Source organism: Parapedobacter sp. ISTM3, assembly GCF_016533505.1.
Taxonomy (GTDB): Bacteria; Bacteroidota; Bacteroidia; order Sphingobacteriales; family Sphingobacteriaceae; genus Parapedobacter; species Parapedobacter luteus.
The window spans coordinates 491,738-515,007 of sequence record NZ_JAENGN010000002.1; the positions used below are offsets into that span (position 1 = coordinate 491,738).

16 protein-coding genes are annotated in these 23,270 nt (G+C 49.2%); 13 read left to right on the plus strand and 3 right to left on the minus strand.

The window, feature by feature from the left end; genetic code table 11:
• The first annotated feature begins 41 nt into the window (after positions 1-41).
• The 3 genes from JHJ32_RS04850 (at position 42) to JHJ32_RS04860 (ending at position 3,690) form a co-directional block, all read left to right on the plus strand.
• Positions 42-1,265, plus strand: a complete 1,224-nt coding sequence (locus JHJ32_RS04850) for an MFS transporter (protein WP_079718316.1) — start codon at positions 42-44, stop codon at positions 1,263-1,265.
• A 106-nt stretch (positions 1,266-1,371) separates the two neighbouring features.
• Entirely contained in the window at positions 1,372-3,051 is a 1,680-nt protein-coding gene (locus JHJ32_RS04855) for a GMC oxidoreductase (RefSeq protein ID WP_079718315.1), read from the plus strand.
• Between the two features lie 69 nt (positions 3,052-3,120).
• On the plus strand, positions 3,121-3,690 hold the full coding sequence (locus tag JHJ32_RS04860) for a gluconate 2-dehydrogenase subunit 3 family protein (protein WP_079718314.1): 570 nt from the start codon (positions 3,121-3,123) through the stop codon (positions 3,688-3,690).
• Positions 3,691-3,718: 28 nt separating this feature from the next.
• Here the strand turns inward: JHJ32_RS04860 and JHJ32_RS04865 are convergent, their stop codons facing one another.
• Complete coding sequence (locus tag JHJ32_RS04865) at positions 3,719-4,648, minus strand: M28 family peptidase (RefSeq protein WP_079718357.1); 930 nt, start codon at positions 4,646-4,648, stop codon at positions 3,719-3,721.
• 139 nt (positions 4,649-4,787) lie between these two features.
• Between JHJ32_RS04865 and JHJ32_RS04870 the strand changes: the two genes are divergently transcribed.
• The 6 genes from JHJ32_RS04870 (at position 4,788) to JHJ32_RS04895 (ending at position 16,475) form a co-directional block, all read left to right on the plus strand.
• Positions 4,788-5,060: a hypothetical protein gene (locus JHJ32_RS04870; protein WP_233632477.1), complete on the plus strand. Its 273-nt coding sequence runs from the start codon at positions 4,788-4,790 to the stop codon at positions 5,058-5,060.
• A gap of 45 nt (positions 5,061-5,105) precedes the next feature.
• Positions 5,106-7,271, plus strand: coding sequence for a S9 family peptidase (locus tag JHJ32_RS04875; RefSeq protein ID WP_200120165.1), 2,166 nt, complete (start codon positions 5,106-5,108; stop codon positions 7,269-7,271).
• A gap of 321 nt (positions 7,272-7,592) precedes the next feature.
• On the plus strand, positions 7,593-8,162 hold the full coding sequence (locus JHJ32_RS04880; RefSeq protein WP_176146259.1) for a response regulator transcription factor: 570 nt from the start codon (positions 7,593-7,595) through the stop codon (positions 8,160-8,162).
• Between the two features lie 223 nt (positions 8,163-8,385).
• Complete coding sequence (locus JHJ32_RS04885; RefSeq protein WP_200120167.1) at positions 8,386-13,254, plus strand: gliding motility-associated C-terminal domain-containing protein; 4,869 nt, start codon at positions 8,386-8,388, stop codon at positions 13,252-13,254.
• Positions 13,255-13,326: 72 nt separating this feature from the next.
• The gene (locus JHJ32_RS04890; protein WP_079718310.1) at positions 13,327-14,334 is read left to right on the plus strand and encodes a type IX secretion system membrane protein PorP/SprF; all 1,008 of its coding nucleotides are present in this window, start codon (positions 13,327-13,329) and stop codon (positions 14,332-14,334) included.
• Positions 14,335-14,528: 194 nt separating this feature from the next.
• On the plus strand, positions 14,529-16,475 hold the full coding sequence (locus JHJ32_RS04895) for an OmpA family protein (RefSeq protein WP_200120170.1): 1,947 nt from the start codon (positions 14,529-14,531) through the stop codon (positions 16,473-16,475).
• Between the two features lie 76 nt (positions 16,476-16,551).
• Here JHJ32_RS04895 and JHJ32_RS04900 read toward each other — a convergent pair whose 3' ends face one another.
• Together JHJ32_RS04900 and JHJ32_RS04905 are read right to left on the minus strand one after the other, a co-directional pair.
• Positions 16,552-17,391 carry a prephenate dehydrogenase gene (locus JHJ32_RS04900; protein ID WP_079718309.1) on the minus strand — a complete coding sequence of 280 codons (840 nt, stop codon included), beginning with the start codon at positions 17,389-17,391 and terminating at the stop codon, positions 16,552-16,554.
• Positions 17,392-17,422: 31 nt separating this feature from the next.
• On the minus strand, positions 17,423-18,592 hold the full coding sequence (locus JHJ32_RS04905) for a pyridoxal phosphate-dependent aminotransferase (protein WP_200120172.1): 1,170 nt from the start codon (positions 18,590-18,592) through the stop codon (positions 17,423-17,425).
• Positions 18,593-18,701: 109 nt separating this feature from the next.
• Between JHJ32_RS04905 and JHJ32_RS04910 the strand changes: the two genes are divergently transcribed.
• From JHJ32_RS04910 to JHJ32_RS04925, 4 genes are all read left to right on the plus strand, one after another.
• Positions 18,702-20,522, plus strand: coding sequence for an ABC transporter ATP-binding protein (locus JHJ32_RS04910; protein WP_079718307.1), 1,821 nt, complete (start codon positions 18,702-18,704; stop codon positions 20,520-20,522).
• A 73-nt stretch (positions 20,523-20,595) separates the two neighbouring features.
• On the plus strand, positions 20,596-21,804 hold the full coding sequence (gene mqnE, locus JHJ32_RS04915; RefSeq protein ID WP_079718306.1) for an aminofutalosine synthase MqnE: 1,209 nt from the start codon (positions 20,596-20,598) through the stop codon (positions 21,802-21,804).
• 11 nt (positions 21,805-21,815) lie between these two features.
• Positions 21,816-22,442, plus strand: coding sequence for a histidine phosphatase family protein (locus tag JHJ32_RS04920; RefSeq protein WP_079718305.1), 627 nt, complete (start codon positions 21,816-21,818; stop codon positions 22,440-22,442).
• An 11-nt stretch (positions 22,443-22,453) separates the two neighbouring features.
• Positions 22,454-23,194 carry a menaquinone biosynthetic enzyme MqnA/MqnD family protein gene (locus tag JHJ32_RS04925; protein WP_200120173.1) on the plus strand — a complete coding sequence of 247 codons (741 nt, stop codon included), beginning with the start codon at positions 22,454-22,456 and terminating at the stop codon, positions 23,192-23,194.
• Positions 23,195-23,270 lie beyond the last annotated feature (76 nt).

The following is a 23,270-nucleotide window of genomic DNA, read 5'->3' on the forward strand; positions in this document are numbered from 1 at the left end:
CGTTGCGGATTCACCATTCCGTCAGTCGTGCATAGTCAATTATGAACATAAGCATAAGAATTAAGTTGTCTTTTATGATGTTCCTCGAATTTTTTATTTGGGGAGCTTGGTTTGTGACATTGGGGACGTTCTTGAGCCAGAATCTCAATGCGTCGGAACTGGAGAAAGCTAATGTGTTTTCTACCCAATCGCTCGGCGCGATTATCGCACCATTTATCATCGGCCTGATTGCCGACAAGTACTTTAACGCAGAGCGTATCTTCGGGACATTGCATTTGATAGGTGCTTTTTTGATGTATCAAATGTACAATGCCCCGGATGTGAGCGCCTTTTATCCGTATGTACTAGCGTATATGATCTTATACATGCCTACGTTGTCGTTGGCCAACGCGATATCGTTCAGGCAAATGATAAATCCGGAAAAAGAATTTTCGACAATACGGGTTTTCGGAACGGTCGGCTGGATAGTGGCAGGCCTGTCCATTAGCTACCTCTTCAAATGGGACACCGGTGCCGGCCTATTAAAAAATACGTTTTTGATGGCCGCTGTCGCTTCACTGGTCCTGGGGCTGTTCAGCTTTACGCTTCCTAAAACTCCCCCCGTAAAAAGAGATACTACCGAAAGTAGCAGTATTAGCGAAATGCTGGGTTTGAATGCGCTGAAACTGCTTGGCAACAAGAACTTTCTCGTGTTCTTTATATCGTCTATCCTGATATGCATCCCTTTGGCGTTCTATTACCAATATGCCAATCAGTTCCTTTCGGAAATCGGATTAGCCAACCCGACAGGAAAAATGACCATCGGCCAAATTTCGGAAGCATTCTTCCTGCTGCTGTTGCCGGTATTTTTTAGCCGCTTTGGATTCAAGAACACCATTATGCTCGGTATGTTGGCATGGGCTGTGCGTTATTTGCTCTTTGCCTATGGCAACGCCGGCGAGTTGGCTTATATGCTGATTATAGGCATTGCGCTGCATGGTATCTGCTACGATTTTTTCTTCGTATCGGGCCAGATTTATACAGATGCGCGGGCAGGGGAAAAATACAAAAGTTCGGCACAGGGCTTAATTACCCTGGCGACCTATGGCGTCGGGCAATTGATCGGTTTTTGGGTGGCCGGATTGGTCAGTGAATATTACAAGACCAATCCTACCGGGGATCACTTTTGGCAGAATGTCTGGTTGGTGCCGGCGGGAATCGCCGCTGTGGTGCTGTTCCTGTTTGCGGTGTTTTTCAGGAATGAGAAAGCGACGGTAAACGGCTAATTTTCACCACTTGAGACAATAAAATGATAATAATAACGTCAATAATATAATCCCGTTACAGGGGATAAACTAACGCATAACTAAAACAAAAACTATATAACAAGCTATGGCAGATAATGTATATGATGCGATTGTCATCGGATCAGGGATTAGCGGTGGTTGGGCTGCAAAAGAGTTAACGCAAAAAGGATTAAAGACCATCATGCTGGAGCGTGGCCGCAACGTGGAGCACGTGAAAGACTACCATGCGGCAACGAAGCACCCGTGGGAGTTTCCGCACCGCGGCGGACGGACACAGCAAATGGTTGAAGATTATCCCGTATTACGGCGGGATTACCCCTTGAATGAAAAGAACCTTGATTTTTGGGTAAACGAAAAGGAAAGCCCGTATGTTGAGGTGAAACGCTTCGACTGGTACCGGGGTTATCACGTGGGCGGACGCTCGTTGATGTGGGGTCGCCAAAGCTATCGGTTCAGCGATTTGGATTTTGAAGCAAACCTCAAGGACGGCCATGGGGTGGACTGGCCAATCCGGTACAAGGACATCGCTCCTTGGTACAGCTATGCCGAGCGCTTTGCCGGCATCAGTGGCAACCGCGACGGCCTCGATGTATTGCCGGACGGTGATTTTTTGCCGCCCATGGAAATGAACGTGGTAGAAAAAGATATGGCCGCGCGCATCAAAGCCCACTATAAAGGACAGCGCCATTTTATCATTGGCCGTGTTGCAAACCTTACCGTGCCGCATGAAGGGCGAGTCAATTGCCAATACCAGAATCAATGCTGGTTGGGCTGTAATTTTGGGGCTTATTTCAGCACACAGTCATCTACGTTGCCCGCTGCGGTGGCTACCGGCAACCTGACATTGCGCCCTTTTTCGATTGTGACCAAGATTCTGTACGATAAGGATACGAAAAAGGCAAAAGGGGTAGAGGTGTTGGATGCTGAAACCAATCAGACCTATGAATATTTTGCTAAAATCGTGTTTGTATGCGCATCCGCATTCAACTCGACTTGGATATTGATGAACTCGGCAACCGATATCTGGCCGGACGGATTGGGCAGCAGCAGCGGCGAGCTCGGCCACAATGCGATGGATCACCATTTCCGCTGCGGTGCCAGCGGACGCGTGGAAGGGTACGAAGATAAATATTACTACGGCCGGCGGGCCAATGGTCTGTATATACCACGCTTCCGGAATGTCGGCAATGATAAGCGCGATTATGTGCGCGGCTTTGGTTATCAAGGCTCTGCGAGCCGTGGCCGGTGGAGTGGTGAGATTGCTGAAATGAGTATCGGTGGCGAATGGAAGGATGCCATGTGCGAGCCGGGCAGCTGGTCTGTTGGCTTCACCGCATTCGGCGAGACATTGCCCTATCATGAAAATCGGATATTCCTGGACAAGGATGTTAAAGACAAATGGGGATTGCCCGTATTGGCCATGGATATGGAAATCAAGGAAAATGAGCTGAAAATGCGTAAGGATATGATGGAGGATGGTAAGGAAATGTTGGAAGCGGCCGGAGTGAAAGATGTATATACGTACGACAACGGATATGGCTTCGGGCAAGGCATCCACGAAATGGGTACGGCAAGAATGGGCCGGGATCCGAAAACCTCGGTACTGAATGGCAACAACCAAGTATGGGATGCACTTAACGTGTTTGTAACGGACGGTGCTTGCATGACGTCTGCCGCCTGTGTGAATCCGTCGCTCACGTACATGGCATTGACGGCTCGTGCTGTTGATTTTGCGGTGAGCGAGTTGAAGAAAGGCAACTTGTAACGTGCATTGCACGATTGGAGCCGGATAGACATTGATAACGACAAGTTTAACGATTAACGAGATGACATTATGAATAGAAGAGAAGCTTTGGCAAGGGTTGCATGGATAATGGGCGGAGCGGTTGTTGGTGCTAATCTATTTTTGGAAGGGTGTACCCGCAAGGCCACTAAGCATGTGGAGGGCCTTTTTGAACCGGAAATGGTAGATTTTCTCGGGGATGTGGCAGACACCATATTACCGCCGACAAGCAGTCCGGGTGCAAAAGAGGCCGGCGTGGGTGCATTTATCCCCGTGATGGTCAAAGATTGTTACACAGCTAATGAGCAAAAGACATTCGTAGACGGGCTTGGCAAACTCGAAGATGCTGCTGATGAAAAATTCGGCCGGAAATTCCAGGAATTGAATGCTACGGAACGTACGGAGCTTCTGGCGGCGATCGATAAGGAGGCAAAGGATTACCAAAAAAGTAAAACAGCCGAAGACCCCGACCATTATTTTCACCTGTTTAAGCAGCTGACGTTGCTTGGATTTTTTACGTCGGAGCTGGGAGCCACCAAGGCATTGCGCTACGTTCAGATCCCCGGACGGTACGACGGTGATTATCCCTATAAAAAAGGCGATAAGGCCTGGGCTACCTAAGCGGGGAAGTACACAAGAGCGGGGATGCTTACGGCAAATCGCCTACTGCAGAACCGCTTCTAACCAATTTGGGCGACGGAAGGGTTTCTTTGTCGATATTCTCCAATACGTCCAGTATCGCCAAGACAGCATGATGAAAGAAATCCGGCTGGATACGCTCGTAAGTATCCCGTGGCGTATGGTAATCGGGATGATCTTCCACACCAAAATAGATAAATGGGATGCCTGCTTCATGGAAAGCTGCATGATCGCTCTGCTTTGTCCAGTCGTCATGGCCGCTGCCGGGTTGGTCATGCCCCGTCTTAAGGGTGATGAAGCGGCTGTCGCTTTTGATAAAAGGCGAGAGAAAAGGGTAATGATAGGTGCCTGAAGCGTAAAGTTCATTGTTATCGTTGCGGCTTACCATATCCATGTTGACGTTGAGTACAATCCTGTCCAGCGGGATCGGCGGTGCCCTGACAAATGCCCGTGCACCTTGTAAACCCATTTCTTCGGCATCGAAGGCGGCAAAAATTAAGGTATGGTTGGGTCGGTGCCCGCTGAAATAGGCGGCCAACGCGAGCAAAGCAGATGCACCGCTGGCATTGTCATCTGCCCCGTAATAAATCGCACCGTTGCGTTCGCCAAGGTGGTCGTAGTGTCCTGAAATAACGATGGCGTCCTCGCGTTTGCCGGGTATGTATCCGATAATGTTGTATCCGGTGAGCCCATTGGTCATGGCAAAGGTGTCAAGGTAACCTTCCTGGAAAGGTTTCAGTGCCAACGCTTGAAACCGCCCGGCAAGGTAAGTCCTGGCTTTCTGATGGCCCATCGTACCCGGCTTTCTGCCTGAAAAGTCGCGGGATGACAAAGTTTTGATATCGTTCAGTAAGCGATCCCTGTCGACCTTTTGCGCTGAACCGTTCAAAACGGCCAGCAGGCAGGAAATGATAATAATGAATGTCCTTATAAACACCATAAGCCGATTTGCAATGAATAAAATATTGTGCAAAATAATGAAAATGCGCCTGGAAGTGATCATGTAACTGCAATTTTTCAAACCAGTCATTGTTATTCTGGTTCAATTTCAGTAGTATTGTTTATCCAAATCACTAGCCATGATGACAGCTGTAGAATTGATACCTAAGGAAGAGATCCCGAAGTATAGGTTGGCAAAAGCGTCGGCAGATCATTCAGTGGAGTTGCGTCCCAAACTGCAAGGTGCTCAGCGGTTAGGTAATGAATTTAAAGCCAAGGCAACCATTACGTTTCAGACAATCGACGGACCAAAACGGGTGGAAACGACGGTTTGGACGGTTACCGATGACGCGCTTCAGATCAAAAATGGGGTGGTCTTGCCATTGGGCAGTCTGCTGGATGTCGACTATTAGCTTATACACATACACATACATACTTTACCCAACGATTATTAATCCATGAAACGATTTTTACTGATTGCTGTTTTTTTCCAGTTATTCATTGCCGCGACGGCCCAACAGGCTACCGAGAAAATTAAAGTGACTGATTTGCTGAAGATCAAATCGATAACATCTGTTGACTTATCTCCGGACGAAAAACAAGTGCTGTTTACAGTACAGGCTATCGTTCCGGATAAACAGAGCAAATCCGATTATTCTTATGACAATCAGCTATGGCTCGCGGCGACCGACGGCACTAATGGCCCAAGGCAGCTTACATTTTCCGAAGGAGGCGTTTCCCAGCCAGTATTCAGCCCGGATGGGCAATCCATCGTCTTCGTCAGAGCGGTGGATCGTAAACCCCAGCTTTTTTTGCTGCCATTGACTGGCGGTGAGCCGCAACAGCTTACCAATCACCGTTATGGAGCGAGTAACCCGCAATGGACAAAAGACGGCCGGAGGATTTTGTTTACGGCATCTTTGTCGCTACAGGAAGTACTGCGCGACTCCGTCATCAACCCAGGGGGCAGGCTTCCTGAATGGGTGGATGAAAAACCGGGATTCAGCGGTAATGAGCATTTAAGAATGGACACGGCAAGCAAGCCGGACCCGGACGGGTCCTTGGCCGAGATTCGAGCTTACTTAAAAAAGAATGAGGAAGATAGGAAAGCGAAAGTGTTGACCAAGCTTAATTTTCAAGGAGAAACAGCCACCTCGGCGGAGATCCGCTTTTCCCATATTTTCATCACGGACGCAGAAGTCGGAGCATCACCAAAAGCAATCACCCGCGGGTTTTATTCGTACGGATCGCCGCAGATGGTGGACGATAACAGGTTAGTGGTCAATGTGAGAAGGGAAGGGGTGCTTCATCCCGATCGCGTACAGGAGAGCCAGGTAGTGATGTTAGCTGTCGATGGCGCCGGCGAAAAGGAGCTGCTGGCGCAACCGGGCAAAAGCTTTTCGGTCGGAGCCGTTTCACCAAGCGGCAAATGGCTCGCCTATCAGGAGTCTGAAATCGGCAAACCTTCCGTCCCGAAATTATATGTAGTGAATTTGAGCGCCTCTGGCGCCGCCGGTACACCGATATCCATCACCTTTGACCGGAATAAAAGTGGACTGAAGTGGAGTAGTGACGAAAAGTACCTGTACTTTACCAGCGCAAGCAATGGTGGTACAATATTATGTAGGGCAGCAATTGACGGTGCCAACGTCGACAGACTCACCTCAGTAGATGAAGGTATCGGCGACTACGATTTCGAACGGGGACGTGTCGTTTACACGAAGACCAGCATCAACAGCCCGTCGGAACTGTTCATCGCCGATGATTTATCGTTGAAAAATAGTAAGCAGCTGTCTGATTTCAACACTCATTGGATAGCAAAGAAGCAATTGAGTGTTCCGCAAAAGCATGTGTTTACCAATGACGATGGAATGGAAATCGAATATTGGGTTATGAAGCCAATCGGCTACAAAGAAGGAACACAATACCCGTTGCTATTGGAAATCCACGGTGGACCGTCGGCCATGTGGGGGCCGGGAGAGGCAAGCATGTGGCATGAATTTCAATATTTCTGCGCACAGGGTTATGGCGTAGTATACAGCAATCCGAGGGGATCAGGTGGATATGGTGAAGAATTTCTGCGGGCTAACATGAATAACTGGGGCGCCGGTCCCGCCAGTGATGTGCTTACCGCCTTGGACAGAACCATCGCCGAAGGCTGGGTAGATACCGCCAAACTACTGATTACTGGCGGATCGTATGCTGGCTATCTGGTCAGCTGGATCATTGCTCATGATCACCGTTTCAAAGCCGCATGTAGCCAGCGTGGGGTATATGACTTAAAGACATTTTTTGGTGAAGGCAATGCATGGCGGTTGGTACCCAACTATTTTGGCGGATACCCCTGGGACGATCAGGTAAAAGATGTGCTGGAGCGCGAGTCGCCGATCAATTACGTATCTCAGATCAAGACGCCTTATATCATTTTCCATGGCGAAAGCGATCTTCGGACGGGGGTGATACAAAGCGAAATGCTCTACAAGAGCCTTAAAGTATTGGACAGGCCCGTGGAATATGTCCGCCATCCGGGTGCAGGTCACGAAATTACACGCAGCGGGGACAACCGGCAACGCATCGACCAGATGCTGCGTACTTATGAATTTTTCGAACGTTGGATAAATTGACGCCCTGATTAGCTGGAATTTCAAAAAAAATCATGTTTGCATAAAACAAAATGAAATCTGCAGCGTTAAGAGATTAGGTTTAGGTTGATAAAAAACATTTTGTTTTTACCGCGCTTCCCAAAGGCGCGGTTTTTTTTTGCCTTTGTCGTTCGTATACAATTTTTTGTTGTTTACACGCATTCTTTTCCGCAAGCCTCTGTAACCCCCTAACTTTGACCAAGAATAAATAGCGGAATCTCATAAACGACCATGGATAGTAGCTTAGCAAACATCGGGCATAATATTTTTTTGACGTATTGTCATGAAATTGTGGGAATCGCCATGAAGTGGTTAGTGCAGCAGCATTTCCCGTTTTCCGCCATCGGTGAAGCACAGAATTTTCAAAAAACGCTTAACGATCTGCCTAAAAAACAATACGACCTCGTGGTATTGGATGCCGAGATTAGCGACAGCGCGCACGTGTTGGCTATCGTAGAGCATATCAAATCCATCAGCCCTAAAACCCGCATACTGATATTTTCCGAACTGGATGAAGCCATTTATGGGCCCAAGTATCTTGCATTTGGTATCAATGGATACCTAACCAAGAATGCAGCGGTCGATAGCATTGTGCAAGCATTCGAAACGGCATTGAGAGGCGGGGTTTTTCAGCGGGAAACCGGCGACGTATTGCAGCCATCGCGGGTGACCCGATGGGGACCGTTTAGCCTATTGTCAGCCCGAGAAGCCCAAATCGCTGATTTGCTTATCAAGGGAATTCCCTTAATTGAAATCAGCAAACGGATGAATTTAAAGGAAACGACGGTCAGTACCTACAAAAAGCGGGTTTTCAGAAAAACCAATGTTAAGGCGTTATCTGATCTTATCGCCTTATCGAAAATCTATAGGTAGCACCATTTAGCAGCTTGGCGTCACGGGTCAGACTGTAGTATTTCACCTACATTATTTTCTGTTTACATACATTTTCCTGTCGTTCGTACACATCAAATTGCTGCTCATAACCTAAATCTGTCTATTTGTGCACATCATTTGGCCGACTATTGCTTGGCCGGGTGAAAAAATACCTATTGAGTGGAATCTGATATTGACTATTAATTATTGAAATATATTCTAAATGAAACACGTAGACTTTAAATCCTTGTGTAAGTATGTGTTGACAAGCTTAATGTTGGTTGCAACACTGTTCAGCTTTGTGGAAGCACAGGTAAGGAAAGAATTTGTCCCGCGTTTTCCAAACGCACCTATCCGGGGGGATTTTTCCATATTGGGTAATACAAACGTCGGATTGACCGAAAGCGGTCCCGACGCGCACAATGGTATAGGAGTTGAGTTCATTGATATCGACGACGATGCGCAGACCCAAAATTCTTCATCGGCTTCACTCCAGTTTTCCAATGAAAATGGTGCGCTGGCGGCATGTACGGAAGTTCTTTTTGCCGGACTTTATTGGAGCGGTAGGGCGCAGACAGAAAATAACGATGTGCCCGGTAGGCTTCCTGACGGCCAATGGAGCAATACCCGTTTCCAAAAAAACAAGGTGAAATTCAAGCACGAAGGCGACACGTATGTGGATATTACAGCGGATGAAATCGTTGCTGAAGATGGCAACCCGTTGGATGTCGCCACGAATCGTGGCATGTATGTGGCATTCGCGGACGTGACAGCTTACGTGAAAAACCACAAAGAAGGTGCATATTATGTGGCAGATATTGCAACGACGGAAGGCCCGGACCGGAGCGGAGGCCTGATTGGCTATTACGGTGGGTGGGGATTGGTCGTGGTATACCAGAACCCCGTGATGAACACCCGGAATGTGGTGGTATATGATGGGTTCGCATTTGTACAGGGTGGAACCACCGATGAATACCAAATCGACATTGAAGACTTTTTGTCTAATGAAGAGGGGCCTGTAAATGTCAAATTGGGCATATTGGCCGGCGAGGGCGATCGGATTGACTTAGGCGATTACTTGAGTATCCTCAATAAGGAAACCGGGACTTATGACCGTTTGCAGCATTCGCTCAATGACGTGGATAACTTTTTCAACTCCACCATCCTCAACGACGCCCCACGGAGGCCCGTTTTGGCAGACAATGCAGGTATTGACATCGCGGTCTTCCAGATCCCCAATGAAGAAAAACAATACATCCGGAACCGCGACGATCATACGAGTTTTCGGTACAGCACGAGAGATGACAGCTATGTGATTTACAACCTGACATTTGCCGTTGATGCGTATATCCCGATTATTGAACCGATCAACCGTGTAGTTTCGGGAATTTCTCCCGACGGTACGGTAGCGGCTGGCGATGAGGTCGAGTTCAGGCTCGAAATAAAAAACAAAGGTAATGAAGCCATTCGGGATGGTGTGATTACAATTCCTGTTCCCGATTTTATCAATATCGAAGTTGTCGCAGTCTCTGAGGGCGAAACACCGCAGCTCGTGGACGGGAAACTCATTTGGAATGTTGCGGCGATTGATCGCCATGACGACATCAACGACGTGATAGCCTGGATGACCTATAAAGTGAAGGTGAAAGATTGCGCTTCGTTATTAGGAATCGAAGGGGGGTGTTCGCCGCAGATTGCCATAGACGGTAGCTTTTCAGGTATTGGTTCGGTTTCTGAGCAACTGGTTACCTCGGGCTTTATCAGTGGCTTTGGAGATGACGAGACACCTTGCGTCCCGGAGGGAAATCCGATTTATGGCGCGGTGACTTTCAACGTTGACTTAAATAGCTGCTTTACATTTACCGGTGCTTCGGATGTGGTTGTATGCGCAAACGATGAAGTCCGTATTGACTTCCGTAGCGAAGCAGCGTTGACGTACCTGTGGAGCAGTGACAATGCGGCGATTGGTGTTGCAGACAATGGTGAAGGTGACATCTCATTTATCGCGGTTAATGATACCGAAGCACCAATTGTCGCAACCTTTACGGTTACTCCGCGGGCTGAGAATGGCTGCGAGGGTACCCCCGTTTCATTTACGGTAACGGTAAATCCGCAACCTGATGCGGATTTCAGTGGCCCCGATAAGCTTTGTCCGGGAACCACAGCAGTAATGCAACCGGTGCAGGCCGGGGGGATTTGGGCCAGCAGTGATGAAACCATAGCCACGGTCGACGCCAACGGCTTGATTACAGCGCTAGCACCGGGTACGGTTGTCATTAGCTATACCGTATCAAGTGAGGCGGATTGCGTGGCACACCAGGAGAAATCGGTGACCATTGCCGGCGACTGTGCCATCACAAGCGAAAAGACGGTTGCCGATGCGGACAACGATGGACTGGCACAGGCGGGAGAACAATTAACGTATACCATTGCAATCAGCAGTACGTATGATCGAGATATCTCCGTAAATATTGCCGACCAAATGCCGGCTCATACGGTGTATGTTAGCAATGCTACAAACGGAATTTATGATGCTGCGGCCAATGAAATCACTTGGGATGATCTGGTAATTCCTGCGGGAACAAGTATCACAGTGTCGTTTGTGGTCGAAGTTGCAGAGAACTTGACGGGTGTTTCCATGATCGAAAACACGGCCGTTATAACGAGTGATGTAATGGAGACGCCACAAACCCCGACGGCAACTATCGACACCGACCCCGTAAAATCGTTCAGCAGCGTGAAGACAGCGGACAAATCGGAAGTGAAGGCCGGCGAGGAGCTGACCTACACGATACGGGTAACCAATACGGGTGATGCGGACTATACGGGTATCGTGGTCACCGATGCCATTCCGGCAAATACGACATACAAAGAAGGCAGCGCCAGTGCGGGGGCAACGTTGAGCGGCAGCACGCTGTCATGGACACTCGACGTGCCGTTCGGCGCATCGCGGGAAGTCCGCTTCACGGTAGTCGTTGCGGAGGATCTGACAGGTGTTGGCAGCATCCGCAATGCGGCCCGGGTGACGGGCGATGATCCGGAGACACCGGAAGAGCCGGAGGTGGAAACGCCGACGGATCCGGTGAAATCGTTCAGCAGCGTGAAGACAGCGGACAAATCGGAAGTGAAGGCCGGCGAGGAGCTGACCTACACAATACGGGTAACCAATACGGGTGATGCGGACTATACGGGTATCGTGGTCACCGATGCCATCCCGGCAAATACAATATACAAAGAAGGCAGCGCCAGTGCGGGGGCAACGTTGAGCGGCAGCACGCTGTCATGGACACTCGACGTGCCGTTCGGCGCATCGCGGGAAGTCCGCTTCACGGTAGTCGTTGCGGAGGATCTGACAGGTGTTGGCAGCATCCGCAATGCGGCCCGGGTGACGGGCGATGATCCGGAGACACCGGAAGAGCCGGAGGTGGAAACGCCGACGGATCCGGTGAAATCGTTCAGCAGCGTGAAGACAGCGGACAAATCGGAAGTGAAGGCCGGCGAGGAGCTGACCTACACAATACGGGTAACCAATACGGGTGATGCGGACTATACGGGTATCGTGGTCACCGATGCCATCCCGGCAAATACAATATACAAAGAAGGCAGCGCCAGTGCGGGGGCAACGTTGAGCGGCAGCACGCTGTCATGGACACTCGACGTACCGTTCGGCGCATCGCGGGAAGTCCGCTTTACGGTAGTCGTTGCGGAGGATCTGACAGGTGTTGGCAGCATCCGCAATGTGGCCCGAGTGACGGGCGATGATCCGGAGACACCGGAAGAGCCAGCTACCGAGACGCCTGTTGTACGGGACAACCGGTTTGAATCAAGTAAAACGGTGGCCGACGCAACCGGCGACGGCAAAGCTGAGGCAGGAGAAGAGCTGACCTATACCATTATTGTCAAAAACATGGGGCAAGATGTTTACCATGATATCATTATAGAAGATGCGATTCCTGCCCATACAACCTACATCGCTGGCAGTGCAAGCCATAATGGTTCGCTCGTCAACGGTAAATTGATTTGGAAAATCTCCCTGAACCGGGAAGAACAAGTCGCGGTAAGCTTCAAAGTAAAGGTTGCGGGAGCGTTGGCAGGAGTCACAGCAATACGGAACGTCGCATTAGTGACGGGAGGTGATCCCGCTAATCCGGAAACCGAGCATCCTGAATCACCGGATGTACCGGTGATTATCGGGCCAGTTGCTCATCACGACGAGGCCAATACCAACCAGGGCGAGCCAGTAACGGTCACTGTGCTGGCAAACGATGAGCCCGGTAATAGCCCGATAGTGCCCGGTTCCGTTCGCCTCATTGATCCCGTGACCGGCAATAAGGTCACCACTGTGTTTATCGAAGGAGAGGGGACCTATACGGTTCATTCGGACGGCGGTGTCACGTTTGTTCCGGATGCAGATTATGTCGGTGTCAGCGTTGTGAAGTATGTTGTAGAAGACGAAAATGGCTTGGCTTCAAATGAAGCAACCGTTACGATAACGGTGGAAGGTGTCGCGGCGGAAATCGCACCGATCGCGGTAGATGATAATGCGACAACCCCTCATGGGCAAGCCGTGACGATAGCGATACTGGAAAATGACCAAGCAGGAAGCAGTCCGATAGTGCCGGCCACGGTAAGGTTGATCGATGCATCTGGCAATCGTGTGAATGCTGTAACCATTCCTGGCGAAGGTCGCTATGAGGTGAATACACAGGGCATTGTATCTTTCATGCCGGAAGCTGGATTCGTAGGTACAAGCACGGTGCGTTATGAAGTGAGCGATGAAAACGGTTTACTTTCCAATGTTGCTACCATTGCGGTTACGGTCAGTGCCCATCCATTCAAGATTCCGAATGTGTTCACCCCGAATGGCGACGGCCGTAACGATGTTTTCGAAATTGTCGGTATCGAAGGGTTCGACCGTGTCGAAATTACGGTCGTGAACCGCTGGGGCAATGAAGTATATCGCAATACAAACTACAAGAATACGTGGAACGGGCAAGGGTTGAATGAAGGAACTTATTATTATTCCATCATCACGCATGCGGGCGGACGTCAAGAGCGGCATACGGGCTGGGTGCTTATCAAACGGCAGTAGTACGTATCATCGATATTACATAGTAAACATGAGGTCTCATAGTACGTTGGCATTGATTAAAATAAAAAAACGATGAAGTACATAAAATTAATGATATTGGTGGTTGCCGTGGGAATAGCGAGGGAAGCCCATGGCCAGCAGAATATCCAATTTACGCAGTATATCTTCAATTCGATGAGTGTGAACCCGGCCTATGCAGGGTATAAGGAGCAATGGTTTGGCCAGCTTGGCCTCCGTAGCCAATGGGTGGGATTGGAGGGGGCACCGCAAACGGGCTTACTATCAATAGACGGTATCGTAGACCCGATAGCTAAGCGCCATGGCGTAGGTTTACAGCTCACTGCAGACAGGCTGGGGCCGCAGTCTTCAACTTCGGCATATGCAAACTATGCATTTCGGCTGCGGCTGAATGAGGAGGATACGCAACGATTGAGCTTTGGTATTGGTGCTGGCGTGACCCAATACAGTCTTGACGGCACAGTACTCCAGCCCATTGAAGGGAGTGATCAAGTGGTTCCCGCAGGTAAGATAAGCAATTGGATACCTGATCTCCGCTTTGGGATATACTACTACAATCCCAAATGGTATGCCGGGGTATCGGTCATGGATTTGCTTTCCGGCGACCAGAGCAATAATATCTTCCGTTGGGACGGAACTACCACCGACAACATACGGCGCAAGCGCCATCTTTACTTTATCACCGGTGCATTATTTGATCTGTCTCAAGGTTTGAGGCTTCGCCCAAGCTTATTGGTTAAGGAAGATTTCAAAGGGCCGACGAGTTTAGACGTAAATGCCATGTTTATTTTCGGCGATCGCTTTTGGCTCGGAGCAGGCTGGCGCACCGGTGTTGCCGTCTTTGAACGTGAATATAACCGGATAAGCGGCAAGAGCTTGAGTGGCCGGAACTCCATATCAGCGGTGACTCAGATTTATGCTACCGAAACGCTAAGGATAGGCTATTCATATGATCATATTATCAGTAGGCTATCAAACGTCCAAAATGGGTCACATGAAGTGACACTGGGGATCACCTTCGGTCCTAAAGCACAGCGTATATTAAGCCCAAGGTTCTTTTAGTTAATGGACATCTTCCTTTTAATTTTGACGATATGAAACCTGAATTGCCATCGCAAAAAAACATGATTCATTCATACCAGCTTCATTGCCACTTAAAAACAATGATTCAAACGAAACCTGCCGTGCCGGCGTCTGACACAAACGATGATAAAAACGCAAATTCCCTCATACCCTTACGAACAAATTATTTTCCAATGAAACAGCAATACGTAGGTTTGTTGATGGTGGCGTTGATGTTCTTGGCTCATATTTCCCTTGCCCAAGAACAACCCAGTCTCCGCGACCGCGCTGATGAGTTGTACAGGCGTTTTGAGTATGCCAACGCTGTGAAATTATACGCGAAGCTTGTGGATACCAAACGTCCGCGGGTGCAAGATTTAGAACGCCTTGCAGATAGTTATCTGAAAATGAAAGACTATGAGTCGGCGGAAAATTGGTATGCACGCCTTATAGGACAGGACGAAAGCTCGCCTGAGCACTTACTGCACTATGGGACAGTGCTCAAAATAAACGGTAAATACGCAGCGGCAAAGCAGCAGTTAGAAGCTTATGCCGCCAAAACGGGCGATAGCGAGCGGGTAGCGCTGGAAATTGTGGGCTGTGATTCGGCATTGCATTGGATGGCAAACCCAACCTTGCATCGGCTGCATAACGAGACTGAGGTGAACACAGGGAATGCCGAGTTCTCTGTTTTTCCCGTAGGAGATCAGGTGTATTACGCCGGCGAACCCGCTGCCGGGACGTTTGAAGCAACCTATGGTTGGACGGGCAACGCTTTTTTGCGTATCTATACCGCTCCGCTGTCGGCCAGTGGCAACCTCGGCACGTCGTCTCTGGCAGACATGGCCATCAACAGCGCCAAATACCATATTGGTCCGATTTCCGCCGAAAAGAACGGTAATACGTATTATGTCACCCGCACATATGCCGGCCGTGACGGCCAATTGGAAAAAGCGGGACGGCACCGGTATCGAACCAACAGGCTTGAACTTTACGTGTACCGCAAAATAGATGGAGAATGGATCGAAGAGCCGTTTGCCTTCAACAACGTCAACACTTATTCGGTAGGCCACGCAACATTGTCTCCGGATGATAATACCCTGTATTTTGTGTCGGATATGCCCGGCGGCCAGGGCGGCACGGACATCTGGTACAGTGAACGGCAGGCTGACGGAACATGGGGTAGCCCAGTCAACGCAGGCGATGTAGTCAATAGTGCAGGTGATGAACTTTTCCCTAATATCGGCCCGGATGGGATCCTTTATTATTCCAGTGATGGCTTTGCCGGCATGGGCGGCCTTGATATCTATCAGGCTACAGGCAGTAAAGCTTCCTGGACGGCACCGGAAAACCTGAAATATCCCGTCAACAGTGCTACGGACGACTTCGCGTACATCGTCCATCGCGAAGAAGGGGATAGTTTCCATGGATTTCTTGCCTCCGATAGGCCAGGAGGGAAGGGCGGCGACGACATTTACTCGTTTTCATTTGAGAAGCCGAAAATTATTATTATCCTGAACGGTACCACGGCGGATAAGGCCACCGGTGAGCGTTTGCCTGCCACGGCCGTCACCCTATATGACGGCCAACGGAAAATCGTCGCAAAAGTGAATAGCGGCAATGACGGTACGTTTGTATTTGAGCTGGATCCTGGCCGCGATTATACCGTATTGGGACAGAAAGAAGGTTATCATGCCGACTCGGCAAAGGTGAGTACGTTGGGAATCACCAAATCTGATACACTGGAGGTGGCCCTGCTGTTGGAGCCCGTTTTCCGGCCAGGGCAGACATTCGAATTGGAGCATATCTACTATGACTTCGATAAGTATAACATCCGTCCGGATGCTGCGGCGATACTGGACGAACTGGTTCGCACGATGCGGGACAACCCGACCTTGAAGATTGAACTGTCCAGCCATACTGACAGCCGGGGTAGCCGCGCATATAATGAAGTGCTTTCACAACGAAGGGCACAGGCTGCGGTAGACTACTTGGTGAGCCGTGGTATAGCACGCGATCGCATGGTAGCGAAGGGCTACGGTGAAAACAAATTGGTCAATCGATGCGCCGATGGTGTCCCGTGTTCGGCAGAAGAGCACCAGGCCAACCGGAGGACCGAGGTGACGGTACTGGAGTACTAGGTCATTATGCTGATCTGAAAATACTAAAGGGCAACCAATGGCGGTTGCCCTTTAGTATTTTCAGGATGAGGGCGATCTATTTCAATATCTTCCGGATTTTGTTTGATTTTTTGATCAACTTGTAGAAAGCGTCATAGTTTTCGTTGTCCAACACCTCTTGGATATGCTGGAGCTGTTTGATATGCTCTTGCAGTACTTCGAGTACATTTTCACGGTTCTGCCGGAAAATCGGTGTCCACATATCGGGTGAGCTTTTCGCAAGCCGTACTGTCGATTCGAATCCCGATCCGGCCAATTCGAAAATCCGTCCCTGAGATTTTTCTTTTTCCAGCACGGTAAGCGCCAACGCAAATGAAGTAATATGCGAGATGTGCGATACATAGGCTGTGTGGACGTCATGTTCCTGCGCATTCATAAAGGTAGTGCGCATTTCAAGGTGCTCAGTGACGGCTTCCATCGTCTCAAATGCATCTTCATCGCTATCCATCGCATCGACGTATACCATCATTTTACCCTTGAATAGATTGGCGACAGCGGCTTCCGGACCGGAGTATTCGGTACCAGCCATGGGGTGGGCGGCCACCAGCCGGCCACGTTGCGGATGGTTGGTTACGCGTGCTAATATGCGCTCTTTGGTCGAACCCATGTCGACAATTACTTGGTTGGTCACCCGGTCGAGCAGGGGAGGCAAGATAGTCAGAATAGCATCAACGGGGATGGTGAGAAAGATCACGTCGCAATGATCAACAGCTTCGTCGATGGTCATACCCTCGTCGACAAGCCCCAGCTGTATCGCTTTTTTTAGATTATGCTCACTCTTGTCTACCCCCACAAGCCTAGTGGCTACTTTTTTTTCTCTTAAGGTGATGGCAATGGACCCGCCAATGAGTCCTACACCAACGATGGCTACCTTCATTTGTCTTTGCGTATATGGTTTATTCAATACATCATTGGGTTATCACGGCATTTGCAATGCGGTCCAAGGCTTCATCCAGCACGGCCTCCGTTGCACAGAGGCTTACCCGGATGTATGCATTGCCGCCATCCCCAAAAATTCCGCCGGGGGTGATGAATACCCTGGATTGCCGAAGGATTTCATCGCTTAGTGCGTAGCCATCGGCCTGGGAGGCCGGAACTTTTGCCCATACAAATAGGCCAACCTGCTGCTTGTCATACGTGCATGCTAACGCATCCAGAAGCTGGTATACTTTTTCCCGTCTGCGGCTGTAGGTCTTATTCAACTCCTGGTACCATTCCGGATCCAGGGATAAGGCCTTTGCAGCAGCCATTTGTACGGGAAGAAACATCCCGGAATCCATGTTGCTTTTAAAGCGGATAATTTCATTGATGCGTTCTTCGGCGCCGATAAGCGTGCCTACACGCCAGCCGGCCATATTGGATGATTTACTCAATGAGTTGAGCTCAATTGCCACATCCAGGGCTCCATCAGCAGCCAAGAGGCTTTGCGGTTGATTGTTAAGGATAAAGCTGTAAGGATTGTCGTGGCAAAGCAGGATGCGGTGCTGCTTCGCAAAAGCGACCACTTCGTTAAAAAAAGTCGTTGTGGCCGCTGCGCCGGTGGGCATGTGCGGATAGTTGAGCCACATGAGTTTCACCCCGCTAAGGTCGCCTTTAGCCAATGCATCCAAATCAGGCAACCAATTACGCTGCGAAGCGAGTTTATAGGGAACACCGGTAGCGCCGCTTAGCCGTACGGCTGACGCATAGGCCGGATACCCCGGATTGGGAAATAACGCCTTGTCACCTTCTGCAAGATAGGTCATACAGACATGAACAATGCCCTCCTTGGAGCCGATTAGCGGTAGCACGTTGCGGTCCGCATGAATCGACACGCCATAGTACCGGTGGTACCAGTCGGCAATTGCCTTGCGCAGGGGGTGGATTCCTTTGTAATTTTGATACCCATGCGTCGTTGGCATGGCCGCATATTGATGGAGGGTCTCCACGACACTTGGGTGAGGCGGTAAATCCGGGCTTCCGATGCCTAGATTGATAACCTTAGCCCCCGTTTGGTTGAGTGCGTCAATTTCCCGTAACTTCCTTGAAAAATAATATTCTTCCGTATGTTGAATCCGCTTAGCAAGCTCTATTTGCATTTTTTTTACTTTTAGGCGACTAAAATAAATAAATACATTCAATAATTAAGTCCGTATTTTTCCGGTCGCCTTGCTTTTTTTGGTAACTTTGCAACTTGTTTAGTTCTTGATGAAGACTTACTTTCGATTACTTTCGTACGCCAAACCCATTGAAAAATTTGCTATTCCCTACGTTCTTTGCACGTTGTTGAGCGTCGTGTTCAGCACGTTAAATCTCGCGTTGGTGATCCCCTTGCTGCACACCCTGTTTAATACCAATGGGACTGCTGCCGAAGTAGCAAAGCCCGAAAACTGGTATGATGTGATCGATTATTTTAATTACTATGCGACGCAGGCCGGATTGTTGTACGGTCCTTATGAAGCCTTGAAAAGGGTATGTCTGATTATCGTTGTCTCCGTGTTCCTCAGCAACCTGTTTCGCTATTTGTCGCAACGGATTATGGAAAATCTCCGTATCCATACCCTATTGAACCTGCGCAAAGCAGTCTTCGACAATGTAATGGATTTGCATGTCGGCTATTTCAACAGTCAACGCAAGGGCGATATTATCTCAAAGATAGCGTCGGATGTGCAGGTTGTACAATTTTCGGTGACCGGTACACTACAGGTGGTGTTTAAGGAGCCGCTCACGCTGGTGTTTTATATTATAGCATTGTTTCTGATTTCCACCGAATTGACGTTGTTCGCAGTGGCGGTCATTCCATTGTCCGCTTTTCTCATCTCCCGGATTGTGAAGCGGCTAAAGGCACAGGCCATCCGGGCACAGCAAGTATACGGCAATATGATTGCTTATTTGGATGAGGCGTTGTCGGGCGTGAAAATCATCAAGGCTTTCAATGCGACGGATTTCATCAAGAAAAAATTCAATGACGAAAATATATTGCTTTCCAAAATAAGCAGAAGGATGGTCCGGCGGCAGCAGCTGGGATCGCCCGTCTCTGAGCTTTTGGGCGTCGTGATGGTTGCTGTCATACTGCTTTATGGTGGAAATTTGGTGTTGAGTGGTTCCGATGACTTATCGGCTGCGGCATTTATAGGTTATATTGCGTTGTTTTCGCAGGTCATGCGGCCCGCAAAGGCCCTCACAGACTCATTTGCCAACATTCACTCCGGGATAGCGGCAGGTGAGCGCGTGCTCGATTTAATTGACCAGAAGAACGAGTTGCCCGATGCGCCTGCAGCTAAGCCGCTCACGGCGTTCAATCAAGGTATCCGGTTGGTCGATGTAAGTTTTTCTTATGGCGATCGGCAGGTGCTCAAAGCCATCAATCTGGAGATTCCTAAAGGCAAGACCGTCGCGCTGGTAGGACCTTCTGGCGGTGGAAAATCGACATTGATGGATCTAATCCCACGGTTTATAGACGTCAAAGAAGGCGAAGTGTTGCTTGATGGAGTCAATGTAAAGAATTTGAAAACGAGCGATTTGCGTTCGCTGATTGGATTGGTCAACCAGGATTCTTTTTTATTCAACGATACGATATATAACAATATCGCGTTTGCGGCTGAGCATGTACAGTTGGATGACGTAATTGCCGCAGCGAAAATTGCCAATGCACATGAATTTATTCTGGACACCGAAAAAGGGTACGATACCTACATCGGTGATCGGGGAATCAGGTTGTCTGGAGGCCAACGGCAGCGGATTTGCATTGCCCGCGCTGTACTGAAAAACCCACCCATTTTATTGCTTGACGAGGCGACGTCTGCACTGGATACCGAATCGGAAAAACTGGTACAGGAAGCGCTCGGCAAGCTGATGGAAAACCGTACAACACTGGTCATTGCCCACCGTTTGAGCACGATCCAGAATGCCGATAAAATCGTTGTGCTCGAATCCGGTCACATCGTGGAAGAAGGCACGCACCAACAATTGTTGGCTAAGGGTGGGCTATATAAAAAATTAATTGATATGCAGCAATTTGGCGAATGACGGCCGTGATTGCGGGTGCTGCGTTGTAAATAAACGCAATTTTGCCTAAGTTTGTTGGCTAAGATTTCAGGAAATGGATGCTGAACGAAAACTTACCTTCCTCCTTGAAAATAAGCGCCTTGATGGTGCGTTAAGCGCCATCGCCGCTAAGGTATACGCCGGAGAGCGGATAAATGAAGAAGAAGGCCTGCTTTTGTATGAACGGGGCGAATTGGGGTATTTAGGTGTATTGGCAAATTTTATCCGGGAAAAAAGGCACGGCGCCGTCACTTACTTTAATCGCAATTTTCACATCGAGCCCACAAATCTTTGTGTATATGATTGCAAGTTCTGCTCCTATTCACGATTGATTAAACATCGCGATGATGGATGGGAAGCCACGATGGAGGAAATGCTCAATCAGGTCCGATCGTATGACAACGAACCGGTAACGGAGGTGCATATCGTCGGCGGCGTATTGCCTCAGTACAATATGGCTTTTTATATGGATTTGTTTACCGCGATTAAGCGTCACCGTCCAAATCTTCACGTGAAAGCGCTAACGCCGGTAGAGTATCATTATATCTTTAAAAAAGCCAAGGTCGACTATGCGACGGGTATGGCGATGATGAAGGACGCGGGACTGGATTCGATGCCGGGAGGGGGAGCCGAGATCTTTCATCCCGAAATTCGGGAGCAGATAGCCAAGGATAAATGCAATGCGGAGCAATGGCTTCAGATTCATGAGGTGTGGCACCGGCTGGGGATGCATTCCAACGCGACCATGCTGTATGGCCATATCGAGCAATACTGGCACCGCATAGACCATATGGAGCGGTTGCGGCGCCTGCAGGATAAGACAGGCGGATTTCAGACCTTCATTCCGCTCAAGTTTCGAAATAAGGACAACCAGATGTCGCATGTTCCGGAGACAACCGTGGTCGAGGATTTGCGCAACTATGCGATTAGCCGTATCTACTTGGATAATTTTCCGCACATCAAAGCCTATTGGGCCATGATTAGCCGGGAAACGGCCCAGCTGGCACTGGGCTTTGGTGTAAACGATATTGACGGAACGCTGGATGACACCACAAAAATTTATTCCATGGCTGGTGCCGAAGAACAGCATCCCGCAATGTCGACGCGCGAACTGGTTGAATTGATCCGAAATGCCGGAAGGCATCCCGTTGAGCGGGATACGCTTTATCGGGTGATTACCGACTATAAAGACGTGGTCTTTGAAGACGAGCAGCCCGGCAAACAGTCGCGATATTATCAGTTACCAGTGTTGAACGATAAATAGCCGTATACTTCTTGGAAAAATTACTTTACATCATTCGTCACGGTCAAACCGATCTCAATCTGAAGGGTATCGTACAAGGCCGGGGGATCAATTCGCCATTGAACGAGATGGGCAGAAAACAGGCTGAGGCCTTCTATGCGCATTACAGGGACGAGCGTTTCGATAAGATATACACGTCTACCTTGTTGCGAACGCACCAAACCGTAGCTCCATTTATGCAGGACGGCATACCCATGGAACAGTTGGAAGGGCTGGATGAGATTGGATGGGGGATCTACGAAGGCAAAGAGCAAACACCGGAAATCATGGAGGGGTTTGCTGATTTGATTATGCGGTGGCGCAACGGCGAGCTGGACGCTGCGGTAGCCGGAGGCGAATCGCCAAATCAATTGGCTGCGCGGCAGCGGAAGGCGCTTGACCGCATCCTTTCCGTCCGCGAGGAAGAAAAGGTATTGGTCTGCATGCACGGCAGGGCAATGCGTGTATTGCTCTGCTTGTTGATCAACCGGGATATTGCGCAGATGGATGATTTTCCGCACACCAATACCGCGCTCTATAAGGTGCTGTACGATGGCCGCGGATTTTCGATAGCAGACGCCTACAATATTCAGCATTTAGAAGGATTGCTTACCGAATAATACGTACGCGCATGGAAAAAGTGAGAGTTTCTGCGGTGTCTTATACGAATACATTGCCTTTTATTTACGGCTTGCAACGTTCGGCTGTTATCGATCGCATAACATTGAGCCTGGACGTTCCTAGCCGATGTGCGTACAAACTAATCCACAACGAAGCTGACTTGGGCATTGTTCCGGTAGCCGCCCTGCTTGATCTGCCTGATGCGGAGATTGTTACCGATTATTGCCTCGGCGCAACAGGAGCGGTCAATTCGGTATTTATATTCAGTGAAAAACCAATTGAGGAAATCGACACGCTCCGCCTGGACAGCCAGTCCAGGACATCAAATGGGCTTGCACAAATCCTGTTGCAGCACCATTGGAAACGTGAGGTAGCGGTACTGACCAGCGGTGATGCCGATGCTTATGTCGAAATCGGTGATCGTACGTTCGGAAAGCAGCATTCGCATGCTTATGTTTATGATTTGGCGCTGCACTGGCAGCAGTTTACCGGGTTACCGTTTACATTTGCAGCTTGGGTGGCCAACAAACCACTTCCGGTGTCCTTTATCCAAGCATTTGACGAAGCACTGGCCTATGGACTGGCCCATCGGGAAGAGCTTATCAAACAACTACCGCCCAGGCTTGATTTTGACTATCGCCAATATTTGATGGAGCATATCGACTATCAATATAACGAAGACAAAAAAAAAGCCGTTGCGATGTTTTTAAGGTTGATGAAAACGCTTGACCGCGCGCCAATCAATCCGTGAGCGGCTTTGTTTATAGATGAAAAGAAGCTCATGCAAGCTTCATTGCCGCTTAAAAACAATTATTTCAATGAAACCT